The organism is Streptomyces sp. CNT372 (genome assembly GCF_000377145.1).
In genome coordinates this window covers 358426-374411 of record NZ_KB897776.1, presented here as the reverse complement: position 1 = coordinate 374411, position 15986 = coordinate 358426, and the positions used below count along the sequence as shown (strand labels likewise).

The window sequence follows — 15986 nt, the reverse complement described above, 5'->3', positions numbered from 1 at the left end:
ATAACGGACGAGTGACGACCGCCGGGCGCGCCACGGCGACCGTTCGTCGCTCCGGAACGGCCGTTCGTCTCAGCGTTGTACGGTCTTCCGGACGGGATGTCAGAGCCAGCCCTCCTTGGCCGCCCGGACGCCGGCCTCGAAACGGCTGCGCGCCCCCAGCCGGGACATCAGTTCCGAGCTCATCCGGCGGACCGTGCGCAGGGAGACCCCGAGCCGGCGGGCCGCGATCTCGTCGGTGCTGCCGATGCCCAGGAGCAGCAGCAGTTCGCGCTCCTGGGGGGAGAGCCGGTGCTCGTCGCGGCGAGGGGTCTCGCCGAAGGGGGTGCCGGACTCCCAGAGGTGGTCGAAGAGGACCACCAGCGCGTTGACCAGGCCGCCGCTGCGCACCTCCAGTGCCCCGGCCCGCCCGTCCTCCGGGTCCATGGGCACCAGGGCCGCCTTGCGGTCGATGACCACCATCAGCATCGGGACCACCGGCACCGTGCGGGCCGCGCCGCCCAGATCGCAGTACCAGCGCACGTATTCGAGGGTGGGCGGGTCGTTGCGGAAGCTCTCCTGGTAGATGGAGCGGATGCGGACGCCCCGGGCGAGGGCCAGTTCGTCCAGCGGCTGGCTGGCGTCCATGGTGTCGGGCAGCTGGGCGCCGCCCGGCAGCAGGGAGAGGCACTCGGAGCGGGCGGTCGCCGCCAGGGTCTCCAGCCGTTCGCGGACCGCGTCCACTCCGTGGATGCGGTCGACGACGTCGTGGCGGAAGGCCCGCCCGCCGCCGTCCGCGAAGCCGGCGAGGATCTCCTCCACCGCCCGTTCGGCCTGCTCCACCTGCCGTCTGCGCTGGCTGAGTTCGGCCTCGGCGCGGGCGAGCAGGAAGGAGAACCCCACCTCGGGGTTGGCCGGGGAGACGGCCCCCGACTCGTCCTCCATCGCCACCAGCTTCGCGTCCGCGAGACCGGTGAGGGCCGCGCGGACCTCCGCCTCCGTCCAGCCGAGGTGGCGCGCCATGTCCGCCACCGCGTAGTCGGGCCGTTCGAGCATCAGTCGGTAGGCGATCTCCGCCGACTGCTGTATCCCGAGCGCCTCCAGCAACGTGTCCCCCCGAGTGCCGACTCCGTCGTGCTCTGCCGTGACCGTCCGTGCCCTGGTGTGCGGGCCCTGTGATGCTATGCCGGGTACGGGTTTCAGGACTAGACCAATCATGTCCAGCATGTGACATCACCGTGCGATTGTGTGAAACGCCCTTGCGGGCCGTCCCGTTGATCCAAGATGGTCTAGTCCAAAGCCCGTCTGTGTGAGTTAGGACTGCATCCATGGCGATCCCGCAGCGCACCATCGCTCTCGGCGCCCTGCCGTTCGGCACCACCGTCGACGAGAAGACCTCGTACGCCGTGCTCGACCGCTTCACGGAACTCGGCGGCACGGTGATCGACACCGCCAACAACTACTCCTTCTGGGTCGACGGCGGCACCGGTGACGAGAGCGAGGACGTGATAGGCCGCTGGCTCGCGGACCGCCGCAACCGGGACCAGGTGGTGCTCGCCACCAAGGGCGGCGCCCGGCCCGCCACCCCCGGTACCGGTCTGGAGAACGCCGAGGGCCTGTCCGGGAAGGCCGTCCGCGCGGCCGTGGAGGCGAGCCTGCGGCGGCTCGGCACCGACCGCGTCGAGCTGTACTGGGCCCATATCGAGGACCGGGCCACCCCGCTCGCCGAGACCGTGGCGGCCCTGGCCGACCTGGTGGACGGCGGAAAGGCCGGGGAGCTGGGCGTCAGCAACCACGCCGTCTGGCGGGTCGAGCGGGCCCGCGCCCTCGCCGGCGACCGGCCGCGCTTCACCCACCTCCAGTACCGGTACTCCTATCTCCAGCCCCGCCTGGACATGCCACTGCCGTCCTCCGCCCATGTGCACGTCACCCCCGAACTCCTGGACTACGTCCGGGCCGAGGGGGAGCTGCGGCTGTGGGCCTACAGCTCCCTGCTGGCCGGCGGCTACACCCGCGAAGACGTCGAGGTCCCCGGGGCGTACGACCACCCGGGCACGCCCCCGCGCCTCGCCGCTCTCCGGGAGGTGGCCGGGGAGCTGGGCGCGACGGTCAACCAGGTGGTGCTGGCCTGGCTGCTGGACCACGACCCGGCCGTGCTGCCCGTGGTCGGGGCCAGCCGGGTCACCCAGATCGAGGAGGCGATGGGGGCGCTCGACCTGCGCCTCGACGCGGGCCAGCGACGCCGGCTGGACGAGGCGGGCGTCTGAGGCGGGCGCCCCGGGCGCCCGCCTCGGAGGTCCGCGTCGTCACCTGAGACGCGCGTGCGAGGCGGCGTCCCGTACGGGGCGCCCGGTGTACGGGGGGCGCCGCGTCCCGGGCCGCCGAGGAGGGGCGGCCGGGGACGCGGCGGAACGGGGGTCAGTCGCGGGCGGGTCCGGACGGGCGCGCGAGGGAGACGGTCAGCTCCTGGCCCCGGTGGTCGGACAGTCCCTCCGGCGAGGTGAACGCGTAGCGGTGGACGGCCAGTTGCTCGTCGGTGAACGTCCAGTCCAGCCGCCACAACCCCGCCGCCCCACCCGCCTTCCAGGTGCCGGGCAGGAAGGAACCGGACGCCGGGAGGGCGTCCCGGAAGGAGGCGCGCAGGCCGTCCAGATCGCCCATCGCCGGGGTGGTGTTGAAGTCCCCGGAGATCAGCACCGGACGCGGGTTGGCGGCCGCGTCCCGCCGCAGCGCCGCGTAGTGGTCCCGCCGTGCGCGGTCGCTGTCCCGGATCACCCGGTAGAAGCCGGGGTTCAGCGGGCTGCGCAGGACGTCGAGCTGCACGGGGATGTGCACGTTGTAGAAGGAGACCACCGTGCCACCGACGTCGATGTCCGTGCGCAGCACCTTGCCCCGCTCGAACCGCTCCCGCCAGGGCGTGCCCGCCGTCAGCCCGCGCGCCTGTCCCACCGGCGGCCGGGCGACGATCGGGTAGCGGGAGAGGGTCACCAGCTCGCCCAGTACGGCGACGTGGTGGGCGGGGAACTCCCGGCGGAGCCGGTCCAGCCGGGCGATGGGCGCGGGCCGGCCGTCCTCCCACGCCAGGTACTCCTGGAGGAGGTAGACGTCCGCGTTCCGGGCCGCGAGATGGCGGTGGAAGGCGTCGGGGTCGTCGGTGGTGTCCCAGTACAGCGTGTTCCAGGAGTAGACCGTGAGGGCGCCGGCGGGGGCCGGACCGGGACCACCGCCGGGCGCGAGGGCGGCCCAGTTCAGCCCCGCCCGGGGGACGGCCGCGACCATCAGCAGCGCCAGCACCGGGACCAGGGCCCGCCGCACCCGCCGGGCCGGGCGGGCGAAACAGCAGGCCAGCAGGACGAGCGGGACCACGGGCAGCAGCGGCGGCGGCGCCAGATCCGGGAGCAGCCACACCCACCAGCGGCCGCTGAGCACCGGGCCGGCCGCGCTGAACGCCGCCCAGAGGGCGGTGGCCGCGACCAGCAGACGCGCCGTGCGCGGCAGCCCCCGCCACCGCGCCCGGAGCCCCCGGAGCCCCGGGGGCGGCCACCGTGAGCGTCCGGGACGGGCCGCGTCCGCCACCGGGGACACGGGCTCGGCGACGACGCCGGAACGGGACATGAACACCCCTCGCGGAAGGTCTCGGCGGCCCTCCCGCCGAGCTGTGGCCGGGAACGCTAGCAGGCCACAACTGACTTGACTGAAAGGGGAGTTGGCAGGTCGCGGTGGCTCCGTCCGGCGATACGCAACCGATATCCGGCCAATACGCGAGCCCGGTGGACTGGGCCCATGACGCAAACCGTGTCGGTCGTCATACCGGCCTACAACTCCGCCCGCACCCTCGACGCCTGCCTGCGGTCCGTCTACGCGCAGACCCACCCCGTCCACGAGGTCATCGTCGTGGACGACGGCAGCACCGACGCCACCGCCGAGATCGCCGGCCGCCATCCCTGCACCCTGCTCGGCGACGGCGCCAACCGGGGCGTCTCCGCCGCCCGGAACGCGGGCATCGCGGCCGCCACCGGCGAGGTGCTGTTCTTCCTCGACTCCGACGAGGCCCTGACCCCGGACTCGGTGGCGGCCGCCCTGGAGCTCCTGCGCGCCGACCCCGGACTGGGCTGCGTGCACGGGGTCATCGCCCCGGAGCCGCTCTTCGACGACGGGCCGGTAGAGCACTACAAGGTGCTGCACGCCTACTGGTGGCGGGCCCGGGGCGCGGGCGAGGTGGAGACGGCCTTCTTCGCCCAGGCGGCCGTGCCGCGCGCGGTGTTCGACCGGCTCGGCGGCTTCGACGAGAGCCTGCGCGATTCCGAGGACCTGGAGTTCAGCGACCGGCTCGCGCCGCACTACCGGATCGTCCTCACCGAGAAGGTGATGGCCCGGCACGACGAGGAGCACCGGCTCGGACCCCTGCTCGCCGAGACCTACCGCCGGGCCCTGTTGCTGGTCCCCGCTCTGCTCTCCGCGCGCCGGGGCGGTCGGAGCAACCTGACCGCCAACAGCCCGGCCTCGGTGCTCGCGGCGGCCCTCGTCCTCGGGTCCCTGCCGGTGGCGCCCTGGCTGCCGCCGGCCCTTGCCGCCGCGCTGCCGGCGGCCGGACTGCTCGCCTTCGGCCTGGCCAACCTGGGACTGCTGCGGTTCGCCGGGCGGCGAAGGGGCGCGGCCTTCGTGCCCTTCTTCGCGGGCGTCCATCTGCTCACCCATACCGCGCTGCTGGCCGGGGCGGCGGTCGGCGGCCTCCGGGCGGCGGCGCGGGCCGTCCTGCCGCGCGCGGCCCGGGGCGGCGAGGACCGGAGCGGCGCCCGCCGTGGCGAGTCCGGAGCCCGGGAGCAGGTGCGGGACCGGGACGGTAAGCAGGTGCGGGACCGGGACCAGGTGCAGGAGCCGGCCCAGGTGCGGGACCAGGGGCAGGACCGGGACCGGCGGGCGGTGGCCGGGCGATGACCGAACGGCTCCGCAAGATCCTCACCCCCGTCATCGTGGTCGCCGCCCTGATCGGCGTGTACGTGGTCGTCCGCGGCGAAGGCCCCACCGCGGCCCGGGCGTTCGCCCGCGCGGACGCGGTCCCGCTGCTCCTCGCCTCCCTCCTCGCCAATATCGCCGGGCTGGTCCTCGCGGTGCACGCCTGGCGGGTCCTCGTCCCCGGCGAACACCCGATCCGCGGTCTCTACGCGGCCCGGATCTACTTCCTCGGACAGCTCAGCAAGTACGTGCCGGGCCGGGTCTGGGGCGTGATCACCCATGTCGCCCACGGCCGGGCCGTCGGGGTGCCCGGCTCCCAGATGGCCTCCGCCTATGTGCTCAGCCTGGCTCTGACCCTGCTGACCGGCGCCGCCGTCAGCCTCGCCGCCGCGCCCGCCGCCCTGCCCGGCCAGTGGGGCTGGCTCTGCCTGCCGGCGCTGTTCTTCCTCGCCGCCACCGTGCGCCCGGCCCTGGTCACCCGGCCGGTCGCGGTCGCCGCCCGGCTGGTCAAACGGCCGGTCGAGACCCCGCCGGACGCGGCGGTCCGCCGGGCCGTCCTGCTGGCGGTCGCCTCCTGGACCGCGTCCGGACTGCATCTGTGGCTGCTCGCCCTCGCGGTCGGCGCGCCGCTCTGGGCCGGCCTGGGCGCGGGCGTCGGCGGGTTCGCGCTGGCCACCGTCGTCAGCAGCCTGGCCGTGATCGTGCCCGACGGGTGGGGGGTGCGGGAGCTGACCATCACAGCCGCCCTCGCCACCGTGCTGCCCGGCGGGCTCGCCGCGGCGGTCGCGATCGCCAGCCGGGTGGTCTGCGTCCTCGCCGAACTCGGCAGCGCGGGCCTGGTGCTGGTCCTCTCCCGGCTGCGCGGCACCCCCGTCCCCGCTCCCGTTCCCGCTGCCCCGGCCCCCGAGCCGGCCTCCACCCCCACCGCCCCCGCTCCGCACACCCACGCCCTCTCGATGGGAGAAGCCCGTGTACACCCTTGACGACGCCGAGAACCTCCAGGTCGGCGAGGTCCACGACCTCTACCGCCGCTATGTGAACAAGAGCCAGGTCTCCCTGATGACCTCCTTCGGCTTCGGCCGCGAGCTGGTCACCAGTGCCGAGGGCGCCTATCTCACCCTCGACAGCGGGCGCCGCGTCCTCGACATGACCGGCGGGGTCGGGGTCCTCAACCACGGCCACAACCACCCCCGCATCCTCGCCGCCCGCGAACGCTTCGCCCGCGAACGGCGGATGGAGGTCCACAAGACCTACTTCTCGCCCTACCTCGCCGCCCTCGGCCACAACCTCGCCGAGGTCCTGCCCGGCGACCTCAACATGTCCTTCCTGCCCAACTCGGGTGCCGAGGCCGTCGAGGGGGCCGTCAAGCTCGCGTACAAGTACCACAAGGGCCGGCGGAACACCGTCCTCCGGGCGGACTGCGCCTTCCACGGCAAGCTCCTCGGCTCCGGCGGACTCACCGGCCAGGCGCAGTTCGGCTTCCCCACCATCCCGGGCATCGACACCTTCCGCTACGGCGACCTCGGCTCCGTCAAGCGCGCCGTCGCCGCCCACCCGGACGATGTGTACGCCATCCTCATCGAGCCGTTCAGCGCCTCCACGATCCAGTGGTGCTCCGAGGAGTTCCTGCGCGGACTGCGGGAGCTGTGCGACCGGGAGAAGATCGTGCTGATCTTCGACGAGATCTACACCGGCTGGGGCAAGACCGGCAGCCTCTTCCACTTCATGCGCTACCCGGACCTGATCCCGGACGTGCTCACCACCTCCAAGTCCTTCGGCGGCGGCAAGTCCTCCATCTCGGCCTTCGTCGCCCGCGAGCCGGTCTTCCGCAAGGCGTACGACAACCTCGGCGACGCCCTCCTCCAGTCCACCTCCACCACCTACTACGGCTTCGGCGAGGAGTGCGTCACCGCCCTGGAGGCCGTCAACATCGCCGTCGAGGACGACTACCCGGCCCGTGCCCGTGCCCTGGGCGCCGTCCTGGAGCCGGGCCTGGAGCGCCTGGCCAAGGAGTTCCCCGACGAGATCGGCAGGGTCGCCGGCGCCGGCGCGCTGTGGGGCGTCTTCATCGAGGGCGGCCCGCGCGTCCTCGACCTGGTGGCCAGGCTCGCCCCCGGCGGCATGGCCCGCGATCCCCGCTTCAAGACCAAGCTGGTCACCTGCGCGGTGATCAACGCGCTCTACGAGGACCACGGCATCTACGCCTACTACACCCTCAACGGCCTCAACCCGCTGATCATCGGCCCCTCCCTGGTCACCGAACCGGTGGAGGCCGAGCGCACGGTCGAGGCGCTGGGCGAGGTCCTCGACCGCGGGCTGACCTCCCTGGTCGCCCGTTTCATCAAGCAGAAGGTGAGCTCCCAGTGGTGATCACGATCACCGGCGCGGCAGGCATGCTCGGCTCCCGGCTCGTCGAACGGCTCCTCGCCGAGGGCCACCAGGTCCGCGGGGTGGACCTCCGCCCCGGCCCCGGGGTGGAGTTCACCGGGGACATCCGCGACCGTGCCCTGATGGACCGCGCCCTGGACGGCGCGGACGTCCTGATCCACGCGGCCGCCGCCCTGCCCAGCTACCCCGACGAGCTGATCCGCTCCATCATCGTCGGCGGCACCGAGAACGTCTTCGCCGCCGCCGAGGCGGCCGGCACCCGTCGCGTGGTGCACATCTCCTCGACCGCCGTCTACGGGCTGCCGACCGTGGTCCCGACCCCGGAGGAGTACCCCCGCGAACCGGTCGACACCTACAGCCGCGCCAAGGCGGCGGCCGAGGAGGTCGCGGAGCGGTACCGGGCCACGGGCGTCTGCGTCCCGATCCTGCGCCCCAAGACCTTCGTCGGGCCGGGCCGGATGGGCCTGTTCTCCATGCTCTTCGAATGGGCCGAGGAGGGCCGCAACTTCCCCGTACTGGGCAAGGGGAACGTCCGCATCCAGATGTTCGCCGTGGACGACCTGGTCGACGCCGTGGTCACCGTCCTCGCCGCCTCCGACGAGGTCGCGAACGACACCTACAACCTCGCCGCCGCCGAATTCGGCACCCTGCGCGAGGACTTCCAGGCCGTGCTGGACGCCGCCGGCCACGGCAAGCGGGTCATCGGCCTCCCCGCCCGCCCCGCCCTCGCGGTCCTCAGCGTCCTGCAACGGCTGCGGCTCTCCCCGGTCTACGGGCGGCTGCTGCACAAGCTGATGGACGACTCCTACGTCAGCATCGACAAGGCCAAGGCCCGGCTCGGCTTCACCCCCCGCCACTCCAACGCGGAGGCGGTGCTGCGCACCTACGACTGGTGGCGCACCGCGCGGCACACCGCCCCGCCGGAGAGCGCCGGCGGCCGGGCCACCTCGGGCCGCACCAGCCGGGACCCCTGGAAGCAGGGGCTGCTGTCCGCCGCGAAGATCTTCTTCTGAGAGGGCGTCATGACCGATCTCCAGGATCTGAAGGACCTGAAGGAAAGACCCCCGGCCCCCGCACCGGCCCGCGCCGTGCGGCTGCCCGCCCCGCTCGCCCTCGTCCGGCCGGGCCAGTGGCCCAAGAACATCGCGGTGGTGCCGCTGCCGCTGCTCGGGGCCGGCTGGCACCCGGACACCGGACTGCGCGTCCTGCTCGCCACCGCCGCCTTCGTCCTCGCCTCCTCGCTGGTGTACGTCCTCAACGACATCGCCGACGTGGAACGCGACAAACGCCACCCGGTCAAGCGCCACCGGCCGCTCGCCTCCGGGCGGATGAGCATGGCGTCCGCCGTCACCACGGCGGTGGTGATCGCCGCCCTGCTGGTCCCGGCCCTGGCCGTACTGGGCACCGGCACCACCGCCGTGGTGCTGCTCTACCTCGCGGTCAACGGTGCGTACAGCTTCAAGCTCAAGCATCTGCCGCTGCTGGACGTGTTCGTGGTGGCGACCGGCTTCGTGCTGCGTCTGATCGGCGGCTACCAGGCGGCGCACCGGCCGGTGGAGGTGTGGCTGGTCCTCACCGTCCTCGTCGTCTGCCTGGTCCTGATCCTCGGCAAGCGCCGGCACGAACTGGGCGTCTCCGGCACCGGCCACCGACCCGCGCTGGTGGGCTACTCGGCCCACTTCCTCGATCTCGTCCTGGTCCTCTGCTCGACCCTCACGATGATCGGCTACCTGATGTACCTGCGCACCGAGTCCGGCTTCGGCGACCTCGCCCTGCTCACCGTGCCCTGCGCCCTCTTCGCGCTCTTCCGCTACCTCCAGGTCGTCGTGGTCGACGGCGGGGGCGGCGAGCCGGTGCGGACCCTGCTCCGGGACCGGACCATGCTCGCCAACTCCTCGGTCTGGGGCGCGCTGCTGCTCCTGCCGGCCTTCGTCTGACCCCCGCGCCCCCTTCCGCACCTCCCCGAGTCCGTACCTCCCTGAGGACATCCCATGACCGAACCCCTCGTCTCGGTGGTCGTCCCCATGTACAACGACCGCCGCACCATCGATCTGTGCCTGGAGTCGATCCGCGCGCAGACCTACCCCAACCTCGAAGTGATCGTCGTCGACGACGCCAGCACCGACGGCTGCGCGGAACGGGCCGCGGCCCACCCGGTCCGCCTGGTGCGCGCTCCGGAGAACGGCGGCCCGGGGGCCAGCCGGAACCTCGGGGTCCGCGCCTCCAAGGGGGAGATCGTCTTCTTCCTGGACGCCGATCTGACCATGCACCCGGAGGCCGTCGCCCAGGCGGTCGCCCTGTTCGAGGAGAACCCCTCGTACGGCGCGGTGTTCGGCATACCCGACAAGGAGCCGCTGTTCGCGGAGCCCCTGGTCGGCCAGTACCGCATCCTCCAGTACCACTACTGGCGCAAGAGCGCCGAAGGGCTGGTCAGCGGCGGGTTCTACGCCCTGGGCGCGGTGCGCCGGGCCGCCTTCATGGACGCCGGCTGGTTCAACCCCGCGCTGCGGCAGACCGAGGAGATCGACCACGCCGAGCGGATGGCCGCCCGCTGGCCGATGCTGCTCAGCTCCCGCATCCGGGGGCAGCTCTCGGACGAGAGCCGGATGCGTCCGCTGCTGCGCAAGGCGTTCGTGCGCAGCCGGCTGCGGGTGCCGTTCTACCTGGACCGGGGTCGGGCGATGCAGGGAATGGAGACCGGCGGCCGGGCCGCCGCATCCGTCCTGGGCGCTCTGGCCGTCGCGGCCCTGCCGTTCGCCGTCCTCACCCCGTGGGCGCCGGCGGTCTTCCTCGCGGCGCTGGCGGGAACGGTCCTGGCGGACCTCGGGCAGTACCGGTTCGTGCGGCGGGAGCGGGGGTTCGCCTTCCTCGCCTTCTTCACGGCCGCGCATCTCCTGGTCAACACGGCGGTGGTCGGCGGGCTGGCGCTCGGGCTCGCGCAGTACGCGGTCAGCGGGCGCTTCCGGCGGATGTACCGGCTCCAGGCGGGTGCGGCATGACCCGCCACGAGACCCGGCCCGTGCCCGGGCCGGCCATGTCGGCCGCGCGGGGCCGGCCCGGTTCAGCCCCGGGCGGGCCCGGCGACCCCGGCACGGGTCCGGGCGGTGCGGGCAGCCCCGGGGACGGCGCGGACCACGGCTCGACGGAGCCCGGTCCCGGCCCGACGGAGCCAGGGAAGCCCGGCACCGGTCCGGGCGGTGCGGCTGGTGCGGCTGGTGCGGCCGGTGCGGGCGGGCCCGGTAGCCCCGGTGACCCGCTCGGTGCCGGCGGCGGTGCGGGCCCCGCCGGCCCGGGCCGCCGCGTCGCACGCGTTCTGCGGCTCTGGTACGGACGGCTGCTCTGCGCCCTCGCCGCCCTCTGGCTGCTCTACGCCGTGGTCCGCTGGCAGGTCAGCGGACGCTGGCACTGGGCGATCCTGCTGGACGCCGCGCCCCCGCTCCTCCTGCTGGCCGTCCCCGCGCTGCTGCTCGCCGCGAGCGCCGCGGCCTGCGGCCGCCGTCGCCCCTGGGCGGCCGGGATCTCCGCGACGGCCCTGGTGCTGGCCCTGCTCACCGGGTCCGGGATCAACTGGCCCGCCCTCTGGCGCGACGAGCCCACGGTGCCGCCCGGCGCGCTGCGGATCGTCTCCCTCAACACCCAGTACTGGGCCGCGGACACCGGAGTGGACCGGCTGTACGAGTTGCTGCACCGCCAGGAGGCGGACGTCTACCTCCTCCAGGAGCACGTGCTGTGGCAGCCGGGCCTGGGGGAGGAGGGCTACCGCCGGATCGACGACGACGCCCGCCTGCGCGAGGAGTTCCCCGGCTACCACATCGCCCGCCGGGGCGAGTTGCTGACGATCTCCCGCTTCCCCGTGGTGGCCAAGCCGCCGGTCGGCCCGGGCAAGGAGCTCGACCGCGAGAAGTCCCCCGCGTTCAAGCGGATCTTCGAACGGGACAAGGTCATGCGCACCGACCTCCAGGTGGGCGACCGGGTGCTCAGCGTGTACAACGTGCACGTCACGGTCCAGCTGGCGCCGGACAACCTCGATCCCTTCGCCGACTTCGACTTCGACGCCTACTTCCAGCGCAAGTTCGACTGGCGGCAGGAGGAGGTCGCGGGCCTGGAACGGGACCTGCGGGACAACCCCCACCCGGTGGTGATCGCGGGCGACTTCAACTCGACGGCGGCGATGCGCGATCTGGACGGGGTGCGCTCACTGGCCCGGGACGCTCTGGAGGCCAACACCGATCTGCTGCCCCTGAGCTGGAAGTTCCCGGCCCCGGTCGGGTTCGAGTGGGACAGCGTCTTCAACCGGCCGCTGCCGTTCTGGCGGGTGGACTGGGCGTTCACGGCCGGGGACGTGACGGCGCACCGGTACGAGCTCAGGCCCACGGACGGGATCTCGGAGCACCGGCTCCAGGATCTGTGGATCACCCTCTGAAACCCGTCCGTGCCCGGCCCGGCCTGCCCCGCCCCGGCGTGCCGGCCCGGCGTGCCCGGCCCGGGCCCCCGGGCCGGGCGGCGTCGGCTCACGCGCTCAGGCGTTCGCCCGTCAGGATCGCCTGCTCCAGACCGCTGAGCTCGGGCCCGGGCTCGATGCCCAGTTCCTCCACCAGCGTCAGCCGGATGCGCCGGTAGGCGGCCAGCGCCTCGGCGGTGCGGCAGGACCGCTGGAGAGCCAGCATCAACTGGCCGTGCAGCCGCTCCCGGAAGGGGTGCTCCGCGGTCAGCGCGATCAGCTCGCCGATCACGTCCTCGTGCCGGCCGAGTTCCAGCTCCAGCCGCAGCCGTTCCTCGGTGGCCCGGACCCGGTCCTCCTCCAGCCGGCGGATCGCCGGCTCCAGCGCCGGGCTGGTCAGACCCGCGAGGGCCGGCCCGTTCCAGAGGGCGAGCGCGCCGCGCAGCTCCGGTACGGCCTCCGCCCCGCGTCCCTCCCGGGCCAGTCGGCGGGCGCGGCCCACCCGGGCGTCGAAGAGCGCGGAGTCGAGTCCGCCGGGTGACAGGCGCAGCCGGTAGCCGAGGGTGTGGGTCTCGATCGGGTCCTCGGCCGGGGCGCCCGGCCCGGTCGGCGAGGCGGTGGCCGCCTCGGCCACGGCACGCCGGATCGCGGAGACGCAGATGCGGATCTGAGTGCGGGCGCTGGCCGGCGGGGCGGCTCCCCACACGGCGTCCACCAGGCGGTCGGTCGGGACGACCCGGTTCTCCTCCAGGGCGAGGAGGGCGAGGATCGTCTGCGTCCGTCTGCCGCCGAGCGAAACCGGCACGCCGTCGACCTCGGCGCGCAGCGGGCCAAGAATGTGCACGAGCACGGCTGGAATTCCCCGTTCTCTTTTCGGTGCGTCACCTTTCGGTGCTTCGCAGGTGGAACTGAAACAGGTCTCACAGGAGTTTGCAGTCGCCGATGCGGTACTGCGCGAATTCCGGTGTGGTGGCGAGCAGGCGCCGGCAGACGTCCAGTGCGTGCCCGATTGCTTCGATCTCGCAGGGCCCGTCGACGCACAGGGCGATCCGGACGGACCGTCCGACGACCAGCGCCCGGGCGGTCTCGATCGGGTCCGCGGAGCCGACGGCCCGCTCCAGGGCCTTCAGCACGCGGAGCCGCTCGGGGGGCTTGGGGGGCTCGGGGGCCGCCGCGGGGGGCGGGGCCAGCGAGATGCCGATGAGGTAGATCGCGGGTTCCCGGGGTGTGTGAGCGGTTCGGTCAGCCCCAGGAGAATCCGTCGCGGGTGTCGTCGCCGGGAGCGGCGGTGGTGACCGGGGCGGCGGCGGGGGTGACGGCCGGGCTCTCGGCGAGCGTCGTGGCGGAGGCCGTGCCGAGCGCGAGGCCGGCGGCGAGGGCGACGGCGGCGGTCGTGGCGGAGGCGGTGGAGAAGGCGGCGGTGAGAGCGGTGGAAGCGCGCACGGGAATACTCCTTCGAGTAGTCGGGAACGCGTCGGCGACGCGAAAGGAATTCTTCGGAAGTCCTCTGAAGGGTCCCTTGCCGGGTTCCCCCTTCGACGTGTTCCAGAATGCTCGATCCGCTGTCCGGAGTCAGTAATTCACGGGTGGCACCAACTGCCCCGGTCAGTTGGGGTCATGGCCTGGCGCCGCGTCCGCACTCCGGCGACCAGCCACTTCACGGGTGCTGTCACGTTGCTGCCGGTCACAAGGTGCCGGGGCGGCCGGCGGCGTCCGGGCCGGCCGGGCACGGGAAAGGCCGGTGGCCGCACCCCCGGGGGGATGCGGCCACCGGCCTTTCGTCCGGACGGGCTCAGTACGGGCTCAGTCCTGCGGCCGCTTGAGTCGGGCCACGAACTTGTAGCGGTCGCCGCGGTACACGGACCGCACCCACTCCACCGGTTCGCCCCGGGCGTCCAGCGAGTGCCGGGAGAGCATCAGCATCGGCAGGCCCACGTCCGTGCCGAGCAGCCCCGCCTCCCGCGGGGTGGCGAGGGAGGTCTCGATGGTCTCCTCGGCCTCGGCGGGCCGGACGTCGTACACCTCGGCGAGGGCGGTGTAGAGGGACGTGTACTTGACGAGGGACCGCCGAAGGGCCGGGAAGCGCTTCGCGGAGAGGTGCGTGGTCTCGATCGCCATGGGCTCGCCGCTGGCCAGCCGGAGCCGTTCGATGCGCAGCACCCGGCCGCCGGCGGTGATGTCGAGCAGCCCGGCCAGGGTGTCGTCGGCCGTCACGTACCCGATGTCCAGCAGCTGGGAGGTGGGCTCCAGCCCCTGGGCGCGCATGTCCTCGGTGTACGAGGTGAGTTGCAGGGCCTGGGAGACCTTGGGCTTGGCCACGAAGGTGCCCTTGCCCTGGATGCGCTCCAGCCGCCCCTCGACGACCAGCTCCTGGAGGGCCTGGCGCACGGTGGTGCGCGAGGTGTCGAACTCCGCGGCGAGGGTGCGCTCCGGCGGTACCGGCGTGCCGGGCGGCAGGGTCTCCGTCATGTCCAACAGGTGCCGCTTGAGCCGGTAGTACTTGGGGACGCGCGCGATGCGCGTGCCCGCTCCGCTCTCGGCCTCCGTGCCACCCCCGTCCGTGGTCATGGCCCGCCTTTCCGACTGCTGCGCTCGTGCCGTCACCGGCTCCTCCGTCTGTCGCGGCTCACATGGTGGCACGGACCGGTAGCGGGTCGTCGCCCTCCCTCAGGTGTCGGTCCGATAACGGACACGACAGCCCTTCTTATACACCCTTGACACCCCTATAGGTCTAGGCCAAGCTCCGGTTACTGGTCTAAACCACTAGAGGCCAAGTCCCAGACCCACAGGCACTACTCCTTAGGTAAGGCTGCGCGGTGGGCAGGGTTTGCAGGCATCCCTGAGGAGGATTGCGTGAAGCGCAAGCTCGTCGCGACGATCGGCGTCGCGGGCATGATGGTCGGCGTCGCCGCGTGTGGCAACGACGGCGGCAGTGACAGCGGCAAGTCCGGTGGGAACAAGACGCTGACCGTCTGGGTCATGGACGGCTCCGCCCCGGAGGCCTGGATAGCCGAGGTCAACAAGGAGTTCGAGGCCAAGCACAAGGGCGTCAAGGTCAAGGTCGAGACGCAGCAGTGGAACGGCATCCAGGAGAAGGTCACCACGGCCCTCTCCGAGGACACCCCGCCGGACGTCCTGGAGCTGGGTAACACCCAGACCGCCGGCTACGCGGTCACCGGCGGCCTCGCCGACCTGACCGACAGCAAGGCCGACCTGGGCTACGACGGCTGGAACAAGGGCATGGTGTCCTCCGCCGAGCTCGACGGCCAGCTCTACGCCGCTCCCTGGTACGCGGCCAACCGCGTGGTGATCTACGACAAGGCCGCCTACGCCAAGGCCGGCGTCCAGCCGCCGAAGACCCGCGACGAGTGGATCGCCGGCCTGGAGAAGATCAAGAAGTCCGACTCCAAGATCCAGCCGATCTACCTGCCCGGCCAGAGCTGGTACGTCTACGCCGGCTTCGTGTGGGACGAGGGCGGCGACCTCGCGGTCAAGGACGGCGACAAGTGGAAGGGCTCGCTCGCCACCCCCGAGGCGGAGGCGGCGATCAACTTCTACAAGGAGCTGCAGTCCTTCTCCACGGCCCCGAAGGACAAGGACGAGGCGACCCCGCAGCAGTCCACGGACATCGTGCCCAAGGGCGGTGTCGCGTCCTGGATCGGTCTCGGCTGGGAGGCCGGCGGCGCGATCGACGCCATCACCAAGGCCGGCGGCAAGGCCGACTTCGGCTACTTCCCGATCCCGGGCAAGACGGCCGACAAGCCGGGCTCCGTCTTCTTCGGCGGCTCCAACCTCGCCGTCGCCGAGCGGTCCAAGAACAAGGACCTCGCCAAGGAGTGGCTGGCGCTCGCGGCCGGCAAGGACCACATGGCCAAGTACGCGCAGGCCACCGAGGGCGGTCTGCTCCCGAACAACGACGCGGCCCAGTTCAAGCCGCCGGCCGGCTCCTTCGCCGAGGCCATGGCCCAGGCCGCGCCCGTCGGCAAGATCACCCCGGTGACCCCGGGCTGGGCGAACGTCGAGACCGCGCCGAACCCGATCAAGGACTACATGACCAAGGTCCTGAAGGGCACCGACCCGAAGAAGGCCGGTGAAGAGGCCGACAAGGTCATCACCGAGCGCGTCAACCAGGAGTAGGTCCACAGCACCCGGTGGTGCGGCCGCCCCCGTGAGGCGGCCGCACCACCGGGCCGTCTTAGTGCTCCGCGTCCCTGTGCCGAGGGAC

Annotated in this window: 15 protein-coding genes; 9 read left to right on the top strand and 6 right to left on the bottom strand. The window is 72.8% G+C overall.

Features of this window, described 5'->3' with window-relative positions; translation table 11 throughout:
* Positions 1 to 99: 99 nt before the first annotated feature.
* Entirely contained in the window at positions 100 to 1083 is a 984-nt protein-coding gene (locus C593_RS0101570; RefSeq protein ID WP_018845552.1) for a helix-turn-helix domain-containing protein, read from the bottom strand.
* A gap of 221 nt (positions 1084 to 1304) precedes the next feature.
* Here C593_RS0101570 and C593_RS0101565 point away from each other — a divergent pair, with 221 nt between their 5' ends.
* Complete coding sequence (locus tag C593_RS0101565) at positions 1305 to 2243, top strand: aldo/keto reductase (protein WP_018845551.1); 939 nt, start codon at positions 1305 to 1307, stop codon at positions 2241 to 2243.
* Between the two features lie 151 nt (positions 2244 to 2394).
* Here the strand turns inward: C593_RS0101565 and C593_RS0101560 are convergent, their stop codons facing one another.
* Positions 2395 to 3591: an endonuclease/exonuclease/phosphatase family protein gene (locus C593_RS0101560; RefSeq protein ID WP_037744505.1), complete on the bottom strand. Its 1197-nt coding sequence runs from the start codon at positions 3589 to 3591 to the stop codon at positions 2395 to 2397.
* A gap of 168 nt (positions 3592 to 3759) precedes the next feature.
* Between C593_RS0101560 and C593_RS28590 the strand changes: the two genes are divergently transcribed.
* The 7 genes from C593_RS28590 to C593_RS28575 are packed head-to-tail and all read left to right on the top strand — an operon-like array spanning position 3760 to position 11743.
* Positions 3760 to 4914 carry a glycosyltransferase gene (locus tag C593_RS28590; protein WP_158686789.1) on the top strand — a complete coding sequence of 385 codons (1155 nt, stop codon included), beginning with the start codon at positions 3760 to 3762 and terminating at the stop codon, positions 4912 to 4914.
* Positions 4911 to 5915: a lysylphosphatidylglycerol synthase domain-containing protein gene (locus C593_RS28585; RefSeq protein WP_018845548.1), complete on the top strand. Its 1005-nt coding sequence runs from the start codon at positions 4911 to 4913 to the stop codon at positions 5913 to 5915. The genes C593_RS28590 and C593_RS28585 overlap by 4 nt, the downstream gene beginning before the upstream one ends.
* Entirely contained in the window at positions 5902 to 7302 is a 1401-nt protein-coding gene (locus tag C593_RS0101545) for an aminotransferase class III-fold pyridoxal phosphate-dependent enzyme (protein WP_018845547.1), read from the top strand. The genes C593_RS28585 and C593_RS0101545 overlap by 14 nt, the downstream gene beginning before the upstream one ends.
* Positions 7296 to 8333 carry an NAD-dependent epimerase/dehydratase family protein gene (locus C593_RS0101540; protein WP_018845546.1) on the top strand — a complete coding sequence of 346 codons (1038 nt, stop codon included), beginning with the start codon at positions 7296 to 7298 and terminating at the stop codon, positions 8331 to 8333. Before C593_RS0101545 ends, C593_RS0101540 begins: the two co-directional genes overlap by 7 nt.
* Before the next feature lie 9 nt (positions 8334 to 8342).
* Complete coding sequence (locus C593_RS28580) at positions 8343 to 9257, top strand: UbiA prenyltransferase family protein (RefSeq protein ID WP_018845545.1); 915 nt, start codon at positions 8343 to 8345, stop codon at positions 9255 to 9257.
* Positions 9258 to 9311: 54 nt separating this feature from the next.
* Positions 9312 to 10319, top strand: a complete 1008-nt coding sequence (locus C593_RS0101530) for a glycosyltransferase family A protein (protein WP_018845544.1) — start codon at positions 9312 to 9314, stop codon at positions 10317 to 10319.
* Positions 10316 to 11743, top strand: coding sequence for an endonuclease/exonuclease/phosphatase family protein (locus C593_RS28575; RefSeq protein WP_018845543.1), 1428 nt, complete (start codon positions 10316 to 10318; stop codon positions 11741 to 11743). The genes C593_RS0101530 and C593_RS28575 overlap by 4 nt, the downstream gene beginning before the upstream one ends.
* 88 nt (positions 11744 to 11831) lie before the next feature.
* On the opposite strand, the gene C593_RS28570 is transcribed toward C593_RS28575, so the two are convergent.
* The 4 genes from C593_RS28570 to C593_RS0101505 all read right to left on the bottom strand — a co-directional run bounded on the left by C593_RS28570 (position 11832) and on the right by C593_RS0101505 (position 14329).
* A complete protein-coding gene (locus C593_RS28570) occupies positions 11832 to 12611 on the bottom strand; it encodes an AfsR/SARP family transcriptional regulator (RefSeq protein WP_018845542.1) in 780 nt (259 codons plus the stop codon).
* Positions 12612 to 12681: 70 nt separating this feature from the next.
* Positions 12682 to 12894 (bottom strand): hypothetical protein, encoded by a 213-nt coding sequence (locus C593_RS0101515; protein ID WP_018845541.1) that lies wholly within the window; start codon positions 12892 to 12894, stop codon positions 12682 to 12684.
* Between the two features lie 109 nt (positions 12895 to 13003).
* The gene (locus tag C593_RS0101510; RefSeq protein ID WP_018845540.1) at positions 13004 to 13204 is read right to left on the bottom strand and encodes a hypothetical protein; all 201 of its coding nucleotides are present in this window, start codon (positions 13202 to 13204) and stop codon (positions 13004 to 13006) included.
* A gap of 360 nt (positions 13205 to 13564) precedes the next feature.
* Positions 13565 to 14329 (bottom strand): GntR family transcriptional regulator, encoded by a 765-nt coding sequence (locus tag C593_RS0101505; RefSeq protein ID WP_018845539.1) that lies wholly within the window; start codon positions 14327 to 14329, stop codon positions 13565 to 13567.
* Positions 14330 to 14614: 285 nt separating this feature from the next.
* Here C593_RS0101505 and C593_RS0101500 point away from each other — a divergent pair, with 285 nt between their 5' ends.
* Complete coding sequence (locus tag C593_RS0101500; protein WP_018845538.1) at positions 14615 to 15898, top strand: extracellular solute-binding protein; 1284 nt, start codon at positions 14615 to 14617, stop codon at positions 15896 to 15898.
* Positions 15899 to 15986 lie beyond the last annotated feature (88 nt).